Origin of the sequence: Hyphomonas sp. L-53-1-40 (genome assembly GCF_000682775.1) — a bacterium.
Lineage (GTDB): Bacteria > Pseudomonadota > Alphaproteobacteria > Caulobacterales > Hyphomonadaceae > Hyphomonas.
Genome location: NZ_AWFI01000001.1, coordinates 579,757 through 600,221, shown reverse-complemented (window position 1 = coordinate 600,221; position 20,465 = coordinate 579,757). Strand labels below are relative to the sequence as shown.

At 54.3% G+C, this 20,465-nt stretch carries 15 protein-coding genes; 8 read left to right on the top strand and 7 right to left on the bottom strand.

Annotation, left to right across the window (positions count from 1 at the left end; all coding sequences use genetic code 11):
* Window positions 1–57: 57 nt before the first annotated feature.
* Entirely contained in the window at window positions 58–2,727 is a 2,670-nt protein-coding gene (locus L53_RS02870; RefSeq protein WP_034811335.1) for a TonB-dependent siderophore receptor, read from the bottom strand.
* A 211-nt stretch (window positions 2,728–2,938) separates the two neighbouring features.
* Between L53_RS02870 and L53_RS02865 the strand changes: the two genes are divergently transcribed.
* Complete coding sequence (locus L53_RS02865) at window positions 2,939–3,715, top strand: HAD-IIA family hydrolase (RefSeq protein WP_084332998.1); 777 nt, start codon at window positions 2,939–2,941, stop codon at window positions 3,713–3,715.
* On the opposite strand, the gene L53_RS02860 is transcribed toward L53_RS02865, so the two are convergent.
* On the bottom strand, window positions 3,712–4,614 hold the full coding sequence (locus tag L53_RS02860; protein WP_034811326.1) for a MurR/RpiR family transcriptional regulator: 903 nt from the start codon (window positions 4,612–4,614) through the stop codon (window positions 3,712–3,714). The genes L53_RS02865 and L53_RS02860 overlap by 4 nt on opposite strands.
* Window positions 4,615–4,781: 167 nt before the next feature.
* Between L53_RS02860 and L53_RS02855 the strand changes: the two genes are divergently transcribed.
* The 7 genes from L53_RS02855 (at window position 4,782) to L53_RS02825 (ending at window position 13,601) form a co-directional block, all read left to right on the top strand.
* Window positions 4,782–5,714 carry a phosphate/phosphite/phosphonate ABC transporter substrate-binding protein gene (locus L53_RS02855; RefSeq protein WP_034812034.1) on the top strand — a complete coding sequence of 311 codons (933 nt, stop codon included), beginning with the start codon at window positions 4,782–4,784 and terminating at the stop codon, window positions 5,712–5,714.
* Window positions 5,714–6,532, top strand: a complete 819-nt coding sequence (locus L53_RS02850) for a phosphonate ABC transporter ATP-binding protein (RefSeq protein WP_369794149.1) — start codon at window positions 5,714–5,716, stop codon at window positions 6,530–6,532. Before L53_RS02855 ends, L53_RS02850 begins: the two co-directional genes overlap by 1 nt.
* 1 nt (window position 6,533) lies before the next feature.
* Window positions 6,534–7,547, top strand: coding sequence for a phosphonate ABC transporter, permease protein PhnE (gene phnE / locus L53_RS02845; protein ID WP_051607490.1), 1,014 nt, complete (start codon window positions 6,534–6,536; stop codon window positions 7,545–7,547).
* A gap of 320 nt (window positions 7,548–7,867) precedes the next feature.
* Complete coding sequence (locus L53_RS02840; protein ID WP_034811324.1) at window positions 7,868–8,467, top strand: ANTAR domain-containing response regulator; 600 nt, start codon at window positions 7,868–7,870, stop codon at window positions 8,465–8,467.
* A 357-nt stretch (window positions 8,468–8,824) separates the two neighbouring features.
* Window positions 8,825–11,446 (top strand): TonB-dependent siderophore receptor, encoded by a 2,622-nt coding sequence (locus L53_RS02835; RefSeq protein ID WP_198019720.1) that lies wholly within the window; start codon window positions 8,825–8,827, stop codon window positions 11,444–11,446.
* A 112-nt stretch (window positions 11,447–11,558) separates the two neighbouring features.
* Window positions 11,559–12,395 (top strand): sulfite exporter TauE/SafE family protein, encoded by an 837-nt coding sequence (locus L53_RS02830; protein WP_034811319.1) that lies wholly within the window; start codon window positions 11,559–11,561, stop codon window positions 12,393–12,395.
* A 60-nt stretch (window positions 12,396–12,455) separates the two neighbouring features.
* A complete protein-coding gene (locus L53_RS02825) occupies window positions 12,456–13,601 on the top strand; it encodes a histidinol-phosphate transaminase (RefSeq protein ID WP_034812027.1) in 1,146 nt (381 codons plus the stop codon).
* A 163-nt stretch (window positions 13,602–13,764) separates the two neighbouring features.
* Here the strand turns inward: L53_RS02825 and L53_RS02820 are convergent, their stop codons facing one another.
* The 5 genes from L53_RS02820 to L53_RS02800 all read right to left on the bottom strand — a co-directional run bounded on the left by L53_RS02820 (window position 13,765) and on the right by L53_RS02800 (window position 20,394).
* Window positions 13,765–14,595: a TauD/TfdA family dioxygenase gene (locus L53_RS02820; protein WP_051607489.1), complete on the bottom strand. Its 831-nt coding sequence runs from the start codon at window positions 14,593–14,595 to the stop codon at window positions 13,765–13,767.
* A gap of 89 nt (window positions 14,596–14,684) precedes the next feature.
* Window positions 14,685–16,982 (bottom strand): TonB-dependent receptor, encoded by a 2,298-nt coding sequence (locus L53_RS02815; protein ID WP_034811316.1) that lies wholly within the window; start codon window positions 16,980–16,982, stop codon window positions 14,685–14,687.
* Between the two features lie 212 nt (window positions 16,983–17,194).
* Entirely contained in the window at window positions 17,195–18,430 is a 1,236-nt protein-coding gene (locus tag L53_RS02810) for a CynX/NimT family MFS transporter (RefSeq protein ID WP_034811314.1), read from the bottom strand.
* A 167-nt stretch (window positions 18,431–18,597) separates the two neighbouring features.
* Window positions 18,598–19,275 carry a cysteine hydrolase family protein gene (locus L53_RS02805; protein ID WP_034811311.1) on the bottom strand — a complete coding sequence of 226 codons (678 nt, stop codon included), beginning with the start codon at window positions 19,273–19,275 and terminating at the stop codon, window positions 18,598–18,600.
* On the bottom strand, window positions 19,276–20,394 hold the full coding sequence (locus L53_RS02800) for an LLM class flavin-dependent oxidoreductase (protein WP_034811309.1): 1,119 nt from the start codon (window positions 20,392–20,394) through the stop codon (window positions 19,276–19,278).
* Window positions 20,395–20,465 lie beyond the last annotated feature (71 nt).

The following is a 20,465-nucleotide window of genomic DNA, read 5'->3' as shown; positions in this document are numbered from 1 at the left end:
AATCATCCAATCGGGGCGAGCCTGCCCCTGTTCACACAGGGTCAGACCATCGGATGACTAGAACGAGTACTCGTACTGGATCCAGAACGAACGCGGTTTGCCGTTCCACCCATACTGGCGGTAGTATGCACTGTCGTTCGGGCCCACTTCTCCGCGCACCACGGCACGGTCCCGGCTATAGCCCGAGCCACCGGAAGCTCGCTCGTAATATTCTTCATCCAGCAAGTTCACGCCGCGAATGAGGAAACGGTGCTGTTTCTCCTCGCCAAGGAAATACTGAACAGATCCATTGAGGACGAAATAGTCACCGAAGTTCAGATCTTCGACGACTCGGTTTCCGTTCTCATCCACCATGCGCGCCAGGCTGGTGCCCGCATATGCCCATTCCGGCCCTTGCAGGCGCGGGTTCAGTGCAAATGTCCAGCGGTCTGTTGGCGTGTAGGTGATGAGGCCGGACAGCGTCCACTCCGGACGTTCTGAAGATTGGCGATACTCCGCGCTTCCAGCCTTCCCCGGCACGACAAAGCCAAGGTCGGTAGTGGAGCCATCCAGGCGCGCCATCGTTCCAAAGACTGGGTTCGGCTCCAGCGACTCCATATCAGTATAGCTGAAGTCTGCCTGCCACTGATCAAAGTCGAAGGCGACGTCAATCGTAAAGCCTTCAATATCCTGCTGACGCAGCGCGTTCACCGCAACTGTTTCGCCAGGATCATTCAGGCCGGCTGCAGCCGTGGCGCAGAACTCGCTCGGCGGAATGATGTTCCGACGGTTCTGTTCAATCGCTGCGGTGTCATTGTTCAGATTGTTGAACAATGGGTTTGCAACATCATTGGCATATTCATAACAAACCGCACCAATAGCCCTGCTGGAGAAAAGATTTTCGATTTCTGTTTCAAAGTACCCGATCTCGACATTGTAGGTTCCGCCAAAAATGTCACCATCGATACCGGCCCCGACGTTAAACGCGCTGACTTCCTGTGGTTCCAGACCAGGGTTGATGTTCGCGCCCGATCCGAATGCGCCGATTTCGTCGATCTTCGGCAGACTGTACGACGTGCCGCCAGACCCCCGCGCATAGATACCGTATCCCAAGTTTTGACGAAGCCCGACTTTCCAGATCGACTGATCATCGAAATTGTCGTTGAAGTCCTGACGAGCGGCAAATGACCCACTGAAACCATCCAGCACTGGCAGGGAGAGCCTCAGGTCCCCGTAGACACCCGTACTCGTGAGCTTGACATCCTTGACGCCGAATGAGTCGTCAGAATTGTCTTTATAGGTAGTATTCTGGAGACCTGCGACGAGTTCGATATACTCATTGACCGTAAAAGTGGCCCGTGCATTCAGACCGTAATCGACATAACCAGACTCCCTCTGATCAGTCGTCCCGAAGCCTTTCGTCAGACCACCATCGCCGAAGCTGGCGGTAGATTGCACGACATATCCAATGGGTGCACCGATTGGGAATGGATTCTGGTGCGTTCCGTAAGGCTGGCCGAAGTACGGGCTGTCTGGATCCTGATTGATATAGAAATTGCTACCGCCATTCAAACGATCATCAGATGCGCCGCCGGCGCTCCCGACCGGATTCGTGACACAACCTGCAGCCAGACCGGGAATACCCGCTGCAAAGCTCTCAAATTCAGTTGCCGTAGAGAAGCTCGAAATACCCTGACCGGCCGCAATGGTCTGAATATCATCCGGTAGATCAGAAAGACGGGGGATCTGGCAGATACGGGCATCAATCTCGTTATTCTTGAGCTGAGGGTCCTGATAGTGCGCCTCGATATTCAGCTTGAGCTTGTCATTGAAGCGATGCTTGAATTCTCCGGTGTAAATCGGGAACTCTGTGAAGTTCGGCTGAAATATAGTGCTTTGCGGGAAGGAGTCTCTGAAATCGATCGTCGTGTACGAAGCACCGAGCAGAAGCTCTGTCTCAGGTGCAATATCCCACAAATATTTGATGCCCAGACTATTGAAGCTGTATGGGAATTCGTGACGTCCGCCGAGCGCAAGCACATTGTCGCCATAGGCTTCCTCGTCGAAGAGTTCGTGCGCATCCGTCTCGTAGGAGCGGCCATAGACCAGCACGGAGTGTTTACCTGCCTTGTCCAGTGGGAACGACATGTTGCCATAATACTCGCGGGTTTTGAACGAACCGGCATAGACACCGAATTCGCCCTTCTGCGTGCCGTCGGGGCGCTTCGTTTTCACGCTCACGACACCCAGGCCACCATTGGATCCAAAATAGAGACTGTTGCCACCACGATAAACTTCGACGCCGTCAATCATGCGGGGATCAATGGCTGTCGCGGGCCATAAGTCTTCCAACGGAGATGAGCGATCGAAGAATGGGACGCCATCGACCAGCAACAAGGTATCGCGATCAGTACCGCCATCAATGCGGATGGTGAACTCGCCTTCGTCCGGCGAATAGCCAATATTCGCACCGCGGATCAGGCCAGAGGCCAATTCGCCAAAGTTCGTGAACCCGCCCGTTTCAATTTCTTCCGAACTGATCAACTGCACTTGCGTGCCGTATTCAGCGAAGTCCACGGCGATGTCGGATGCGGACGCATCGACAGTCTGGCCTTCGACACGAATGGTTTCAAGGCGGCGGGAATCTTCCGTGCTGGCTCCCTGCTGAGCCAAAGCAGCCGGGATCGCCGCACTTGCCATCAGGACGCTCAAACCGAATTTCAAACTTCTGTTCTTATCAAGTCTCATCGCTGGTCTCTCCATCTAACCCCAACACCCGCCAACCATCAGCGGGCTGTGGCCGAGCGCGATTGACGCCGCTTGCCACGAGGCTGCTCTAGAGGTCGAACGCGACACTTAGATGAAGATTTGAAAAACATTGCGTGAATGATATTTACTTCGATCCCAATTTGTAATTGAGAATTACTCAATAATAGATTGTCCTTCAACGGAGTGGAATATGCCTTACGCGTTCGCTACGCCGCGATCTGAAGAAATAGCCAACATGGGCCGGTCGGCCAAAGGGTTTCTCGTAGACTGGGATGGCTGCTGCGCACTCGGCAACACTCTGGTGCCCGAGGCTGCAGATTTTCTGCGCGCCAATCAAACACGCACCGCGATTGTCTCGAACAACTCCACATGCACACCGGACGACTTCTTGCACATACTGGCCTGCAACGAAATTCAGCTGGACCGCAACCAAGTGGTTCTCGCTGGAATGGAAGCGCTCAGACGCGCAACCGGCTTTGCTGGCGCAAAGGTCATGGTGCTCGGTGATCCGCACATGCGCGGAACCGCCAAGAAGATGGGGATCGACCTGACTCAGGAAGCCGCAGACGTGGTCGTACTGCTCCGCGATGTACGGTTCACCTATCGCCGTCTGGAACGCGCGGTAAACTCCCTGCACAACGGCGCCCACCTTATCGTGGCCAACCCCGACCAGACCCATCCTGGGAAAGACGGTGGAATCAAACCCGAAACGGGCGCCCTGTTGGCAGCCATCAGAGCGTGTGTGGAACTGGAAGAAACGAAAATCGACGTCGTGGGAAAGCCCTCCCCACATCTGTTCCAGATGGGATGCCAGGCGCTTGACCTGCCAGCGGATCAGGTTGTGATGCTGGGCGACAACCCAGCGACGGACCTCGCTGGCGCAAACGCACTGGGAATCAAGGCGATCTTGACCTCAGCAAAGTCACCAGATGTGTTTGAGATACTGCTAAAAGACGCAACAGGCTAGAAACGCTTTAGCGACAACACATCGAAGGTTTTGCGGAGCGTTTCGGTCGCTCGGTCATAATCGGCCAGCGCGAGTGCTGCAATCAGTGCATCCAGCACACATAGCTGGGCGATCCGGCTAGTCATAGCCTCGGTCCGGAACTTGGTTTCCCGAGCCATGGTGAAGAGTTTCACATCCGCGTAGGCCTGCAACGGCGAACTCGAAAAATTGGTCACGATGATTGTCTTCGCGCCCGCATCCTTGGCCAACCTGGTTGCAGCAAGTGTCTCATGCGTTGCACCAGAGTGCGAAATGGTCAGCACCGCTACATCGGGACCCGTTTGCGACGCGCTGATGGCCTGAACATGACTGTCCACGACGACCCGCGCATCAAGACCTATTCGTAGCATCCGATATTGTGCATCCTCCGCAATAGGCGCGGACGAGCCTACTCCGTAGATTTCAACCCGCTTGGCTGCCCGAATAATATCCACCGCCGCAGATACGGCGTCGGCGTCCAAAATCGAGAGCGTGTCCTTCAGCGCCTGAACCCCTGCATGGAAGGTCTTGCGACACACAGTCGGCGTATCATCGGTCGGCTGGAGATCCTCATGAATGAATTGAACCGGCTGCACCACCTCTTGGGCGAGGCTGAGCTTCAGTTGCTGGAAACCGGAAAGGTCCAACTGGCGGCAAAAATTGATGACACTTCCATCACTGGCACCGGTTGCCTCAGCCAGCTCAGTAACCGACATCCCCACCACTTGTCGGGGATTGGCAAGAACGAAGTCCGCAATCGAACGCGTACTCGGCCCAAGCGAGGGATGGCGCACCCGGATGCGCGTCATGACATTGTCTACGATCGCAACATCAGACCGTCGTTTCGGCGCCACTTTCCGCTTTGCTTTGCTCTCAGACATACACGCCCCTCTGGATTTCATACTCTTAGAATTGAATTCTACTCAATTATTATCAAGGATATATGAATTGCGTAACACCAATGTCACAAGCCAATGCTACGTCTCTCACTATCGATGCTGCGGCGCACCAAGCTCAGACGCAGCGAGGTGATATTGGGAACTCGGATATGCGCATTCTGTCGATCATAGTGTTTCTCCTGCTAACCGCCATGTTCGCTTTCACAGCACACACTCAGGAGGTCGGCAGCCCGCAAAAGCCGCTCCGCGTCATGCTTATCCCCGCAGATGGCGGTACGGAAGACGGCACAAAAGCCGATTTTCAACCACTGTTTGATGCCATTACGCGGTCCAGTGACCTGCACTTTACCGTCAGTACCGGGCAAAGCTATGCCTCCGTAATAGAAGCCATGTGCGCTGGCCTGACAGATGTCGTTTGGTATGGCCCGGCCTCCTATATAGAAGCGCGAGACCGCGGGTGCGCTCAGTTGCTGGCCGTCGAAGAACGTAATGGTGCATCCACTTACTATGCTGGCCTGTTCATCGCGGCAGATTCTGACGCAAGTTCTGTATTTGACCTTTCGGGAGGGTCGCTCGCACTGGGGTCAAGTCACTCCGCCAGCAGCTTTGCGTATCCGCTTGTTATGTTGAGAGACGAAGGGCTCGATCCGCTAAAGGATCTATCAGCCTTGCGGATCACGGGAAGCCACACCAACAGCCTGTTGGCATTGAAGAACGGGTTGGTAGATGCCGCAGGCGCGTCTTTTGTGTCTTTCGAGCGCGCGGTGAACCAAGGCAGTCTGGATCCACGCGCATTTCGGGTGCTCGCCAAATCGCAACCAATTCCGAATCCCCCCATAGCGATGAACACTGCATTGCCAGCGGACATCAAAGCAAAGCTCAAGCGCGCCATGGCAAATGTACATGAGGCTGAAGGCATTGGTCCGGCCGCCATTCGGGGATACGGCGGCAAGCGTGTGGATCGCTATAATACCGAAGCCGGTGAAGCTTTGTTTGATAGCGTGATCTCCGCGACATCATTTCTGGATGATGACTATATGGCCGCGATCCTGCGCAAGGCCGACGCAGCCCAACGCGGCTGATGTCTTTTCACCACGGCACAATTTTCAATATGACAGACAAACCCACTTCCGCCTCCACCGTCCCGACGCTGGAAATCTCCAATGTGTTCAAATCGTACAAAGACGGTCCGAGAATTCTCGATGATTTTTCGTTGGACCTGAGGCCTGGTTGCTTCTGCGTTCTACTTGGATCATCCGGATCGGGAAAATCTACTTTGCTGAGGGTCATTGTTGAGCTAACGTCTGTAGACTCCGGTGACATTCGGCTTCACGGAGTGCGCCTCACAAAAAAGCAACGACGTCGTGTCGGGATGGTGCATCAGGACTTTGGCCTGACCGACAGATTGACGACAGCGCAAAACGTGATGTCGGGCAGCCTTACGGCACTTTCCTGGTGGCGTATCGCGTTTCAATTTTACCCCCACTTGATTCAACAAAAAGCCTGCGCTCTGCTTTCGCGTGTCGGCTTGTCGGAAGACCATGCCAATCGGCGTACTGGCCAACTGTCTGGCGGCCAGAAACAACGCGTGGGCATTGCGCGCGCATTGATGTGCGATCCGAGTCTCATTCTCGCCGATGAGCCCGTCGCCAGCCTTGATCCCAGATCGTCTGCGGATGTAATGGACCTGCTGAAGAGCGCGGCTCAGGAACGTGATGCAGCCGTGCTCTGCTCGCTCCATCAAATCGATCTTGCTCGCGAATATGCGGACCGAATTATCGGTCTCAACAATGGCACTATCGTATTCGATGGCCCGCCAGCTGCTCTCACCCACGATGCGATTCGGGCAATTTTTGAATTCGACGAAACTTCATCCGCTCTGCGGAGGGAGGTCGCGTGACATGATGGATACTGCGCACGACTCTCAACCTCACACCTGGCATCTGAAACAGCCTTTCGGGTGGAAATCACTACTTGTATTGTTCCTCATCATCAGTGCCGCCAGCATCTCCGCAGAGCGTATGCAATTGGATCGGATGGTCAGTCAGATCGGCGATTTTGCGCTTGAGACGATCGGTCTGCGCGAAAGTTCACAAATCAGCAGGGGAATGGAGAGTGTGACTCGCGACATGTTCCCTATAGCCATCTCAGACCGTCGCCCCACAGACCTGATGGATAGACTGGATGAATCTAGATTGCCCTTCTTGGCGCACATTGAGACGGTAGAAATTGAAACAACCGAGCTTGATCCGGACACATTGCAAATGACCACGAAAGTGTCCGAGCGGCAGTTTCTCGTCGAACCGATCGGGTATCTTCTCTTCGTGCTCGGCAAGATGGTGGAGACAATCGAAATTGCGATCTGGGCCAGTCTGATTGCCATACTGGTAAGCCTGCCGCTGGCGTGGCTATGCTCCAGTAATTACTCACCACATCCCCTCATCTACGGCGTGGCGCGATCACTCGTGTCCCTGCTTCGCTCAATTCCCGAACTGATCAGCGCACTGTTCCTCGTGCTTGCTTTTGGGTTCGGCCCGATCGCGGGTATACTGGCTCTGTCATTTCACAGCATAGGCTTTCTGGGAAAATTCTACGCCGAAGATATTGAAGCGGCAAACAAGAGTCCTCAACAAGCGCTGAAGGCCACCGGAGCCAGCGATTTTGCTATCCTCAGGATCGCCGTCCTCCCCCAAGTTCTGCCGAGTTATACAGGCCTCTCCCTTTACATTCTCGACCGAAATATACGCATGGCCACGGTGATCGGCCTTGTAGGTGCAGGGGGCATCGGACAGGAATTGAAAGGCCGGTTCGACATGTTCCAGTATGATCGGGTCGGGACTATGTTGCTGGTTATCTTTTTGACCGTAATGGCGCTCGACCTCATCTCCGCCCGCTTTCGAAAACGGCTTGTCTGAGCAAGCCTCTTGGAGGGAAACCGAGCTCGTCGACGCAAGCGCAAAACAGCGAAGTATACCCTGCGATTCGGCTGCGCACGCGCTGGAGTTCTAGGGCAAGCCCATTCATGGTCGCTGCGTCGCATCACGAGTCTGTGCTGTCATACTTCTAGGATACGCAGCATCAAAACACCTACCTCAGGACATCAAACAACAGGCAGACTTGTCCTTTTCTTGCTCAAAGGCACGAAAAATGCAGCCAGTATTGCTATTCAAACTAAGAGATTTGGAAAAAAAGTCCCTTTCTATCATGTGAGACTAGGAGGGAGACTATATTGAACATGCCGGACCGAGCCGATTTATCAGCACTGTCTGTGCTTGTTGTCGCCAACGCACAGGACGACGTCGCAAATATACTGGAGGGTTTGCCAGAAAGCCTCACGATAAGATTGGTTGATGAATTCTCGTTCGCGGGCATATCGGCCGAACTTGAGGGAATCAGGCCCGACCTGCTAATTCTTTCGTCAGAGTCGGCACGCCCCGAGCAGATATCGATCAGCGAGCGTCTGGCTGCATCAACTCAGCTTCCAATCCTCTGGTTCGTCGAGCGTGACGAGGAAAACCTTGCGCCGCAGGCTATTCGGGGTGGCGTGACGTCGTTCGTGGTAGACGGGCTCAATGCCTCACGAATAAATCCCCTGATCACAATCGCGCTGGAACGGCACAAACTCGTATCGACGCTACAGGGTGAATTGCAGAAATCAAAAGACAACCTGGCTGCGCGCAAGACTGTGGAACGCGCAAAAGGCCTTCTGATGCAAACCCGCGGCATGAGCGAGCAGGAGGCCTATCAGTCACTCCGGTCCACGGCCATGCGCCAAGGAAAATCTCTGAAAAGCGTCTGCGATGCCGTGATCTCACTGTCGGACCTGCTGCCTTGATATGACGATGCCAGCCTGGCTGACGTGAACCAGCCTCACTGCTCGAAGTTTCACCTAAGCTGAGCGAGGGTGCGTGAAAATCTGGCAAACTGTGTTCATTCATCATCGCAGAATACGTTCCGCTACCCAGCTTTTTTATGACCTGAAAAGCTTCTCTTCAAGCCCAAAGGCGGGCTTCAGTTCTGAAGGCACAAGGGGGTGTCTTCTGCAGCAGATAGCTGCCTTGGCCCAAAGGCGGGCCTCTCAAAACCGACTCGATCACCAGCGCTTTTGCTGTGCCTTGGTGTTCGATTTCCAGTCCGTCCTTAGGCGGTCAAATCATATTCGTCGTGCGGCGAATAGAGGGGTCAATACATTATGAAAGTATCCAAACTGCGAACACAACTACTGTCGTGTGCCTTCGCCACAGTCAGCCTTTCCATGATCACAGCGGCGCAAGCCCAAGAGGGAGAGACAGATGATGTCTCGGTTCAGGAAGCGGTCACGGTAACGGGGTCTCGCGGAAAACCTCGCTCCATCCAGGACTCGCCTGTCCCAATTGATGTTCTAAGTGAAGATGAACTCAGCGCGGTGCCGTTCACGGACACGAATGATGTTCTGAAAACACTCATTCCATCCTATTCCCTTACTCGCCAGCCAATTTCTGATGGTAGTTCTTTTGTCCGCCCCGCTGAAATGCGTGGCTTGCCAACAGACAAGACGCTTGTGCTGGTGAACTCGAAACGGCGCCATCGCGCCGCACTCGTGACCATTGGTGGATCTGGAACGCAAGGCCCGGACGTGGCCACCATTCCGGCTTCTGCCCTCAAAAGCATCGAAGTCCTCCGGGATGGCGCCGCGGCGCAATACGGGTCGGATGCTATTGCTGGAGTCATCAACTTCCTGCTCAAAGACAATTCGGAAGGTGGTTCGGTCAGCGTCGATGTCGGCCAGTATTATGAAGGTGATGGCTTCCAATACACGGTATCGGGCAATTACGGCTTCGATCTGGGTGGGAAAGGTTTCCTCAGCGTTTCCGGTGAAGTCAGCAAGGCGGACGCGACCAGTCGAAGCGAACAGTATTGTGAGTCCTGGTTCTGTCTCGACCCGAGCAATCCGGACTTCGATCCCACAGCCGGTTACGCGGCCAGCCTCACGCCCGAGTTCATCGAAGGCGTCCCGTCTGCGTCACTTGGTGACTTCGGCGCCGTTCAACCCTGGGGCCAACCCAACAGCGAAGCCGTTCGGCTATTTTACAACTCCGCCTACACGATCAACGACACAGCCGAACTCTATTCCTTCGGCAACTATTCCAGCAGCAAATCAGATGGCGGCTTCTTCTATCGCTATCCCGGTAACGGCACGATTGAAGACTTGCGACTTGAAGATGGATCAATTTATTCGCCGCTGGAGATTTTCCCGGGTGGTTTCACCCCGCGATTCTTCGGTGATGTAACTGACTATTCCTTCGTTGGTGGCTTGCGAGGCCTCATTGCCGGGTTCGACTATGACCTTAGCGCGCGCTACGGACATAACGAGATCGAGTACACGCTGGCAAATACAATCAACCCGTCCATGGGCCCCGACACGCCGACCGTGTTCCGTCCTGGCGACCTGATCAACGAAGAGGCACAACTTCAGGCTGACTTCTCAAAAGAATTCGAAGTCGGGCTTGCGAGCCCGCTCCTATTCGCAGTGGGCCTTAGCTATCTGGACGAAGCCTATGAACTGGTGGAAGGTGACAAGGCGTCTTATGAAGATGGTCCGTTTGCCGGTGCAGACCCGTTCGGCTTCTGCGATTCCATGGCTCCGACTGCGGCCGGTGTGGCGGTCATGGCTGCAGGATCCACGCTCGACTGCTCCGATCCGGATGATCCCGTATACCAGGTCGTCGGTGTAGGATCGAATGGCTTTCCTGGTTATTCACCCGCCTTTTCAGAAGACTATACGCGGGACTCTCATTCGGTCTATGCGGATCTGAGTGCGGATGTCACTGAGAAACTCTTCTTGCAAGGCGCTCTGCGCTACGAAAGCTATTCAGACTTTGATGCTGAAACCGTCTGGAAAATTGCTGGCCGCTACGAGATCAATGACATCCTGGCGCTTCGCAGTTCGATCGGCACCGGTTTCCGCGCGCCGACGCCGGGACAGCAGGGTACCACTAACGTCTCTACCCGACTGCCCAATGGCTTCCCGGTAGCGACTGGTCTTTTCCCGGCCAGTGGACCAGTAGCGCAGGCACTGGGAGCGACACCTCTCGAACCTGAGACATCCACAAACTACACACTCGGCATGACCTCGAACTTCGAGAATATGAGTTTGACAGTCGACTTCTACCAGATCGACTTGGCTGATCGGGTCAATGCAATCTCCACTCAGGACGTTTCAAGCGATCCGGCTTCAGGGACAGCCTATGACAACTATCTCGCGCTCGTCGCTGCCGGTGTCACCGGTGCTGAGTCGATTGGCGGCGTGTTCTATTTCACCAATGCTTTCGACACGACCACATCTGGCGTCGACATCGTGGCAACATACACCATGCCATGGGCGAATGGCCAAAACACAAGCTTCACTGGATCGGTCAACTATAACAAGACTGAATTTGACAGCGACGTGGACGCACTCTTCAATGACGAGAGCCAATTCGACTTCCTGAATGGCACACCCAACTGGCGGGGCGTGTTCACCGTACTCCACCAGGCTGGTCCGATCAGTCTCCTTGGTCGCGCCAACTATTATGGTGGATATGAAAATGCGGCCTCATCCACCCTCGCCGATATCCAGGAATGGGACGGAGAAATCCTGTTTGATTTCGAAGCATCCTATGAAGTCGACGATGCTCTCACCCTCTCCGCTGGTGTCAGAAACGCATTCGACAACTATCCAGATGCAGGCGATGCGGCGATTGGCGAAACCTGCTGTGGACGGATCTATCGATCTGACTCCGTCGTCGACTGGCAAGGTGGCTACTACTACGTCAAGGCATCAGCGACATTCTGATGTTTATCAACCGAGCCACCGTACAGGTTAACTTGGAGTTGGGGGGCGCTCCCGGGCGCCCCCCACACCTACTTCATCATCGAAACTCATTCTTTTCAGAACTGGACCTTGAATGCTGGGACTTGAATACGATCCATTGCAATTGGCACAGTTAATCAGTGTTTTGATGATCGCCGGTTTGATCGCCGGCTTTGTCGCAGGATTATTTGGAATTGGCGGCGGGTTCGTCGTGGTACCTGCTTTGCTTCTGGTTTTCAGCTTCTTCGGCGTAGATGGCGAAGTGCTGACACATGTGGCCATCGGCACATCGCTGGCCACCATTATTGTTACCTCATCCCGATCGGTTCACGCCCACAACAAACGGGGTGCTGTCGACCTTCAAATAATAAAGGACTGGGCACCCTGGCTGCTCGTCGGCGTCATCGGTGGCATCATTCTGGCCCAATTCATGGATGGCAGATCTTTGAAGTGGGTTTTCTCGATTGGTGTTTTTCTGATGGGCCTGCACTTCATCATGCCCGTTCTGAAGGATGTAAAACTGTCTAACGAAATGCCCAAAGGGGTAGCTTTAGCCGGGCTTGCTTCCTTTCTTGGAGGTTTCTCGGCTCTGTTAGGCATAGGTGGCGGAACGATTGCCATACTTACCATGACCATGTGTGGCCGCCCCATACACCAGGCTGTCGGGACAGCCTCCGGGTTTGGCGTGATCATCGCAGTCCCCGGCGCAATCGGATTTGCGCTTCTGGGGTTAGGCGCCAGCCAGCTACCCGTTGGCTCTTTTGGATATGTGAATATTCTAGCTGTCGTTGCCATCACGGCAATGTCGTTCATTACCGCGCCACTCGGCGCGCGGGCTGCCCACGCATTGAACGGGCCCGCCTTGAAGCGAGTGTTCGGAGTATACTTGGTTGCAACATCCGCAATCGTTCTATGGAATTCGTTCACCTGATACGGGGTGAAGCAAAAGCAAACACGTTGAGTTAAAAGTGAAATCAGGAAGGAAATGAAAATGGCATTTGACGTATCGAGACGGTTCTTGATGGCGGGCGGACTCGCCACGGCGAGCCTTGCCGGTTGCGCAACCACAGCAGCCGAAACACAAGGCGCCTTTCCCGCGACTGCAACGCCGGACCCGTATCTGCTGGGGCCCAAGGAAGGAGTGGCACTGCTCTCCCGCAACGAGAACCCATACGGCCCCTCCAAGGCCGCATTGAAGATGGTAGAGTACGCAGCCAACAAGGGCGCGTACTACACCTCGCCTGAGGCCATTCAGATGCTTGCACAGCTCATCGCGGACAAGAATGGTGTTACACCTGAGCAAGTCGTTCTGACCACCGGATCCGGCGAGGTGCTCAGCGCTATCGCGATGATCTACGGCAAGACGGGCCCAATTGTCGCCCCCCGTCTTTTCTGGGATACGACTGCTCTGTATGCCGTCAACCAAGGCGTCGGAAGCATCGATCGGGTGCCACTTGCAGCCGATATGAGCGTGGACCTCGCGGCGATCGAGGCGAAAGTCACATCAGAAACAGGCATCGTCCAGCTGTGTAATCCCAACAATCCTACGGGTATGGTGTCAGACGCGGCAACGCTGAAATCGGCCGTGAAGCGCATGGCTGCAAAAACGACGGTTCTGGTCGACGAAGCCTATATGGAGCTCGCCGACGATCCCGAAGGCAATACCTGTATCGGGCTGATTGATGAGGGCCACGATGTCATTGTGACACGCACCTTCTCGAAGATTTTTGGCATGGCTGGCTTGCGCATGGGATATTCAATTTCATCCGCAGAAACGGCGGAGAAAATCAGAGGTGTCGTGATGTCATGGTCTCCCTGCACTTCTTATGCTGCCGCTATAGGTGCCTACCAGGATGAGGCGTTCATAGCCTATTCGAAACAGAAAATTGTCGAAGCTCGTGAGATGGTGAACATGACCATCGATACGCTCGGTCTTGAGCGGCTACCGTCCCAAACCAATTTCGTTTACTTCAAGTCTGGCAAGGAAGCGAACGATATTCAAAAAGCCATGGCGGCAAAACTCATATCCGTTCGCGGACAGTATATGGACTACAATGAATGGACGCGAGTTTCGATGGGAAAGATCGAAGATGTAGAACGGTTCTGCAAAGCTCTTCCTGAAGTGGTCGGAGCGTAGCTGGTCCGACTCGCACACGTCAATCCACATCAGACCCGGCAGGGAACCTATTGGCCCCTGCTGGGTCTGGACTGTGTGTTGTAGACCGAGACGCATCGAGCAGCTTCACGGTAGTTTTGAACCGTCGTCATAATTAACTCGCACTACCGCGATGAGTCAGAGGTCAAACAGTTGCAGCAACTGTCTCCAGTTTTCGATTTTGAAGTGTGCCGCTGAATGGTTTGTCGCCGGCTATTGTCACCCTGTAACCGGACCGAACCTCTGGAAAATAATCCCACACCGCCAGATGCTGAACGGCACGATTGTCCCAGAAAGCGATCGAGTGTGGTTGCCACTGAAACCGAACCTGAAAGTTCGGGTTCTTGACATGGTCAAACAGAAACTTGAGAAGCGCGTCACTTTCCTCTGAAGGAATTCCCTCGATCCGGGTCGTGTAAGACGAATTGACGAAAATACACTTCTTTCCGGTGACAGGGTGGGTGCGGATAACCGGATGCGTCGCAACCGGGTACCTCGTATCATAGTCCTTGAACAGAGCATGATAAACCGGATTGGCATCATGTACCGCTTCAAGCCCTTCGAGATAGGCCTTCATCCGATCAGACAGCGCATCATAGGCCTTGTACATGCTGGAGAACATTGTGTCTCCGCCCGTTTCCGGGATCGTATGCAAGTAGAGAATGCTTCCCAGCGGCGGCGCCTCATCAGCGCTTAAGTCAGAATGCCACCCTTCACCGGCAACATATTTGGAATCCGCATCCGCATGAATGGCGACGATCTCCGGGTGCCCGTCAATCCCTGCAACGGCCGAATGGATAGCCAACGGCCCAAATAGCCGCCCCAGATCCTTATGGGCATCATGGCTGATGGGCTGGTCCCGGAAAAATATCACCTGAAACCGGGCCAGCGCATCGCGTAGTTCATCAGCCTGAGCCGGTGACAAGGGCTTCGTCAGGTTTATGCCCTCAAGTTCTGCGCCAAGATAGGGTGTCATCCGTTTGGCCTTAAAACTACTATAGTCCTTGTCACCTTCAAAGTCTGACACGTCAGTTACCTTTCGTTTCGATTAGCATAGTGTCTGGATCAAAATTCGAAGCCAAACGTAACGAGCAGCTGGCGCGGTGGCACATACTCATTACTAACCGTTCCACTAGAGTATGGATCCACAAACCGGCCAGACACGCCTTCCTCATCTGCGATGTTTGTCACCGAAGCAGAAACGTACCACGGACCTTCATCAGGCTTGTATTGGAAATAGGCATTCCAGAGGCTGTAGGAAGATACATCGTCGGCTCCGTCCGTATTAAAGATACGAGCTTCGTATTCACCCACATACACATTCTCGATCCGAGACGTGAGCTCTCCATGATCGCCAATCGGCTGGAACCATGCGGCATACAGATTATAGGTCAAGTCAGCCAGATTTGGTGGCGTGTTGCCATTGACTTGTACCGCAGCGGATTGGCGCGCCAGGAACCAATCGAATGTCCAAGGGTAAATCGTACCGGTCGCCTCGGCCGACGCAGCAGCGATATCCGCCAAACGACGATCCAACGCCTCATAGTCCGCTGTAACTTCGCCGTCCAGCAAAGCCATATTACCACCAAGCATCAGCTGGTCATCAAATGCCAGATAGCTACCTTCGAGTTCCAGACCATAAGTCTCCGCCTCAGGAATATTCCCGATGCCACCCGAATACGGGATCGGATCCTCTTCAATGAACTGCATGTTTTCATACTGGTTGAAGAAGATGGAAGCGTTCAGTGTCGCGCGCCCCTCCAGGAAAGTATTCTTCGAACCGAACTCAATCGCCTCGACGACTTCCTCATCATAGGTCGTTGACACGGTCAGTGCACCAGAGGAGCCTCCGTTCAGGCCACCCGGCTTGTACCCTCGCGACCAACTCGCATACAGCATGGAGTCTTCGGAAAGATCATAGTCCAGCCCGACTTTCCCAGTCCAAGTCTGGGTATCGAAAGAGCTCTGAGTAGGAGTTGAGTAATAGGAAGCGCCTTCGCCCTCATATTTATCATCATTGTAGCGAGCGCCGATGGTGGCGTTCAGATTTGTCATGATTGGCACCGTCGCCTGAAAGAATGGGGCGATGGATTCCCGGTTCACCGAGGAGATGTTTTCATAAGCCAGATTACCCGGGATTGCCGATTGAGGCGTATCCTTCGGAAGCACAAGTAGGGGCGGAATGGAGGTGACCCCCAACTCACGATACTCGACCACGTATTGAGCGGAATCTGTGTTGGAGTAAAAAACACCCGCGATCCAATCAATTGGGGCCTCCGGCAGTGAGCTGATCGTCAACTCTTCCATGAAGGTCTCGGCATCTGTCGCCCAAGTCGCAACATGGTCATATCCACCATATGTCGCAATATCCAACCGATCAGCATCGAATGACTGGTCGTGCGTCAGATCTTGATAGCTTGTCACCGACTTGAGTGTCGCGAACGGCAGTTCGTAAGCGACGTTCAACGTCGCCAGCTCTGAACGCAGTTTGAACTTGGCAGGGAAGTCCTGAGTTAGCTCTCGAATGTCGGGGTTTGGGTCCTCGAGATTCTTCAAGGCACCGCCATTATGCTTGTCATTGTAGAGCGTATAGGAAAGCGTCGTGGACAGCTTGTCTGTCGGCTCCCAAAGCCCCGCAATGCGATAGTGCTCATTGTCGGCATCATCGAGCTCATATCCGCCATCTACGCTGGTGGCAGTCGCATAGCCATCATGGGACGTTTGCTGAATGGAGCCGCGAATAGCTGCCGTTTCACCGATGGGGACGTTGTAAGACGCAAATCCTTGGACGTAATTGTAGTCGCCGAGCGTTGCCTTGAAGGTGCCCTTGTACTCATCAAGGGTCGGCTGCTTGGTGATAATGTTGATCGATCCGCCCGTTGAGCTCTGCCCGAACACGGTGCCTTGCGGACCTCTCAGAACCTCAATGCGGTCAACGTCGAAAAAGCCCATATTCAACGCGATTGAATTCGGCAGGAACGCACCATCTACGTGAAAGGAGACGCCCGGAATGGTTGCAAAGTTTTCTGGCGTCTGCTGGCCCACTCCCCGGATTGTCACGATGCGCTCGGACCCACCACTCTTGGTGATCATCAGGCCAGGCACATAGCCATTCAATTGGCTGGGGTCCGTAATGCCAGCCTGGTCAAGAATATCACTCGTGATCGCGCTCAATGCGATTGGCGCATCCTGGAGAGTAGTTTCGCGCTTTTCTCCGTAAACGGTTATTTGGTTCATATTACGAACCGAATCGTCATCACCAGCAGCATCGTCCGCAAACGCGCTTCCACCCTGAATAAAGGCCAAACTCATTGCCGCACATGCGACGCTATACTTCAAAATGACTTTTTTGTTCCGACCCATGACATTATCCCTCAAGCTGCAGAAATCACAGAATTTGCGATACCCTACGCTATGTCCGGGTTTTGGGTCTGACTTGATTTCCAGCGCCAAAATAATTGAAAACTCTTTAAAATTGGCACTTAACACCTATTCTCTACACCCACAAACGCCGCCCACCACCTCGCTGGACAGGCCGTGCAAAATGATCGAACAATGGTTATTCTTGCCGCATTCTAAACCGGTCGAGTGAGCACCTGAGAAGGTTTCAACATTCCAGGGTCGCGAAGAACCTGTATAATCAAAGCCAGCACACCAAGGGCCACCGCGAACGCAAAGAAGACGGGCGCGAACGAGCCGATTTTGTCAGCTGCCACGCCAGCTGCCAACGGGCCAAAGGCAGCAATAGACGATATCTGGTGAGCCGCGCCTAGCAATTGTGCACCAATTACACGCCCAAAGCAGTCCACAAGCAGGACCATGGTTGCGACAACAGTGATACCCCAGCCAGCGCCAAACATTAGTGATGACACCAAAACAAGGGCCGGGTTGGTCGCGATAGCAAACATGATGACCCCGACAGCCTGCAGCGCCATACTCAATGCCAACATGTGGCGGGACGAGAAGCGCTCGCAGAGCGGACCTGCCAGTCCTTTGAACGCGAGCGACACGAACGCCATGAAGCTGAGCCCCAAGGCCCCGACAGCCGGAGACAGGCCAAGGAGCTTCAAGTGGCTCACCGCGATGGAATGCACCGTCGTAACGCAGGCGAGATTGAACGTGATGGCGGCCGCGATAACCAGAAACAGAGGCCGTCCGATAGCCACTCTCCAGGATGGAATGGCCCCGTCGACTTCCTTTGCATCGTCGCCCCCGCGCGAGTTGTCAGTCGTCGCCGTGCCCCCGGATACGCCTCGGCGCTCTGTGATGAATGCTCCACCAATAAGGATGAGAACGCCGCAGATGACAGCCAGCAGCATCCAATTGAAACGCCAATTTGTCCATTCCATCATGTAGTGGCTGAGGCTGGGACCCAGAATATCTCCAATTCCACCCAGCATGAGATAGAGACCAATCATGCGGCCGGTATGCTCGGGAAACCATTCACCGATGAGCCAGACGGCCGTGACGTTCCCGGCCAGCGAGAATCCGGCACCCGCAAGGCACATTGCCGCGAAGAACATGCCAAGCCCCTGGCTGGCGCTGGCCAGCCCGAATCCCAAAGCAACGCAGAAAAACCCGAGACAGAAGGTCAGGCGCGCGCCAATCCGTTGCAACAGGATGGCTGGCAGGAAGCTGGTCAAGCCCACGGCCAGCCCTAAAATCGTGAAACTCAAACCTGCGGATGTGTAGGACCAACCCAGATCATCCGCCATGACGAATAAAACCACTCCGAGAGAAGCAAATGTACTCGCATTCAAGACAAAAAATCCGACAACGATAACCGCAAAGATTATCCATTTTCGATACATGTCCGCTTCCCTTCACAAAAGGGACGAGACGCCGGTCAGATACAGCCTGATACCGCACGCCCGCCACGACCTTACGATCGCACATGTTGGCGGCGCATTATTGACGGCATGCGAACTGATTTTTTGATCTTCGAACAGAATGCGAAATTGCCTCGACAGCTTCCTCGTCAGGCTTTGTCCGAAGCGCTGCTCCAAGCAGAAAGCACTGACTCAGTATCTGCCAGCAAAGCGCAGTTCTTTTCGAGCGCCAACAACCCCCCGGTGTGCAGCGCATCTTCATAAGCTGCGCATGCGTCAGACACCACAATCACATTGAAGTTCCGATGGAAGGCCGAGCGCGCGGTCTGGTCAACACAGCAATCAGTCGTCACACCCGCGACCAAAACTGTGTCGATTCCACGCGCGCGCAACTGTTCTTCGAGATCCGTCCCATAAAAGCCGTCAAACAGGACTTTCTCGATCTCGATGTCTCCGTCCTCAGGGAATAATCGATAATAGTCCGAACCTGGCTCGTCTGCGCGGCAGATTGCATGCTGGCCAGGACGTCCGCGCCGAGCATACAGATTCTTGAGGGCGGTAGAATCTGTTTCCTCCCGTGTGACCACTCGGACGAAAGCTATGGCAGCCCCTTGCGTCTTCGCTGTAGCGCGCACTATCTCCATCTTGTCGATGGCAGAGTTGATACCGGACATGTCGACGCCCGCCATTCCGATCACGCCATCTGGCGATACGAAGTCAACCTGCACATCAATCAACAAGAGAGCTGTTCGCGCTGGCTCAATGATCTCCTTCAAGAGGGTTGGGTCGACATGCGGCAGCGCCTCAACAGAAAGCGGCGACGTCATCTAAGCTGCCCCGGCAAGCGCAGGAAACTTGGCCCGCAATTTGGGCATGACGTGTTCTGCAAACAAAGGCATGGCAGAAATATAGTCCGGGAAGATCAGCATGAGCCCATCGATTCCCGAAACTTCCAGCAACTCACCAATTTTTTCGATAACAGTGTCTGGCGAGCCAGCCACATGAGGCGCCATAAAGGATGAGCGTGCCTTTTTCACGAAGGCATTCTCCTCGCCAATCTCTGCATCGAGAAAGCCGTAAGCGCGCATCATTCCGCGCAGGGCTTCTTCATCCAAGCCTTCGCGATAATGCAGGGCGGTCGCCTCGGCTTCCGCTTCGGTCTCGCCCAGCACGATGGTCTGCATGGCATATGTGCGGATATAACGCCCCATATCAGCAGCGATGCCCTTTACCTTGTTACTCGACTGCGCCAGCTTTTCAGGCACATCACCGGAGAGAAAAATGGCGTCCATTTCATTGGCGCTGAAGCGCATGCCCACTTCCGACGAACCGGCACAAACCAAGAAAGGCTTGGTCGATGGCTTGGGGTCGGACACACAATCCTCCAATTGAAAATAATCCCCCTGCATCGTCACCGACGGCTGGGTCCAAAGGGCTTTGATCGCCTGAATCCATTCCTTGGCGAGATCGTACCGGGCGTCGTGATCGACACCTTCCGGCCACATACCCATTTGCGAGAACTCGCCCTTGTAGGCACCGGTCACCACATTCAGGCCGGCCCGTCCTTTGGTGACCTGATCCAGCGTTGCAATCATCTTGGCCACGGTGCCCGGATTCTGCAGAATGGTATGAACCGTTGTCCAGACCTTTACCCGCTCAGTCACCTCCGCAAGTGCAGCCATCGTCACCGTCGCATCAAGCGTAGAATTCCAGTGCTCGGTTTCACCACCGTAGCCGCGATACTTCGCCATAGACATGATGAAGTCATATCCATACTTCTCGGCTAGGACCGCCACCTGGCGGTTGTAGGCATACGACCCATCAAGCTCTGGCTTGTTCTTCGACAAAATCCATCCGCCATTCGCAATCGGCATGAAGATACCAAGATCCTTGCCTCCAGCATCGGACGGCAGATCGAATTTTGTTGGCACCAGTTGCTGAGACATGCTTCACTTCCCTCATTTCCTGACTGGAATATCACCCGACATTTACCCAGCATTCTTGACTATTCGCGCCT

What these genes read in the sequence shown, in the direction of transcription:
- L53_RS02815 (WP_034811316.1), bottom strand. Translation starts at nt 16,982, where the DNA reads ATGGGTCGGAACAAAAAAGTCATTTTGAAGTATAGCGTCGCATGTGCG.
- L53_RS02870 (WP_034811335.1), bottom strand. Translation starts at nt 2,727, where the DNA reads ATGAGACTTGATAAGAACAGAAGTTTGAAATTCGGTTTGAGCGTCCTG.
- L53_RS02805 (WP_034811311.1), bottom strand. Translation starts at nt 19,275, where the DNA reads ATGACGTCGCCGCTTTCTGTTGAGGCGCTGCCGCATGTCGACCCAACC.
- L53_RS02840 (WP_034811324.1), top strand. Translation starts at nt 7,868, where the DNA reads ATGCCGGACCGAGCCGATTTATCAGCACTGTCTGTGCTTGTTGTCGCC.
- L53_RS02800 (WP_034811309.1), bottom strand. Translation starts at nt 20,394, where the DNA reads ATGTCTCAGCAACTGGTGCCAACAAAATTCGATCTGCCGTCCGATGCT.
- L53_RS02850 (WP_369794149.1), top strand. Translation starts at nt 5,714, where the DNA reads ATGTCTTTTCACCACGGCACAATTTTCAATATGACAGACAAACCCACT.
- L53_RS02865 (WP_084332998.1), top strand. Translation starts at nt 2,939, where the DNA reads ATGCCTTACGCGTTCGCTACGCCGCGATCTGAAGAAATAGCCAACATG.
- L53_RS02835 (WP_198019720.1), top strand. Translation starts at nt 8,825, where the DNA reads ATGAAAGTATCCAAACTGCGAACACAACTACTGTCGTGTGCCTTCGCC.
- phnE (WP_051607490.1), top strand. Translation starts at nt 6,534, where the DNA reads ATGATGGATACTGCGCACGACTCTCAACCTCACACCTGGCATCTGAAA.
- L53_RS02825 (WP_034812027.1), top strand. Translation starts at nt 12,456, where the DNA reads ATGGCATTTGACGTATCGAGACGGTTCTTGATGGCGGGCGGACTCGCC.
- L53_RS02855 (WP_034812034.1), top strand. Translation starts at nt 4,782, where the DNA reads ATGCGCATTCTGTCGATCATAGTGTTTCTCCTGCTAACCGCCATGTTC.
- L53_RS02830 (WP_034811319.1), top strand. Translation starts at nt 11,559, where the DNA reads ATGCTGGGACTTGAATACGATCCATTGCAATTGGCACAGTTAATCAGT.
- L53_RS02860 (WP_034811326.1), bottom strand. Translation starts at nt 4,614, where the DNA reads ATGTCTGAGAGCAAAGCAAAGCGGAAAGTGGCGCCGAAACGACGGTCT.
- L53_RS02820 (WP_051607489.1), bottom strand. Translation starts at nt 14,595, where the DNA reads ATGACACCCTATCTTGGCGCAGAACTTGAGGGCATAAACCTGACGAAG.
- L53_RS02810 (WP_034811314.1), bottom strand. Translation starts at nt 18,430, where the DNA reads ATGTATCGAAAATGGATAATCTTTGCGGTTATCGTTGTCGGATTTTTT.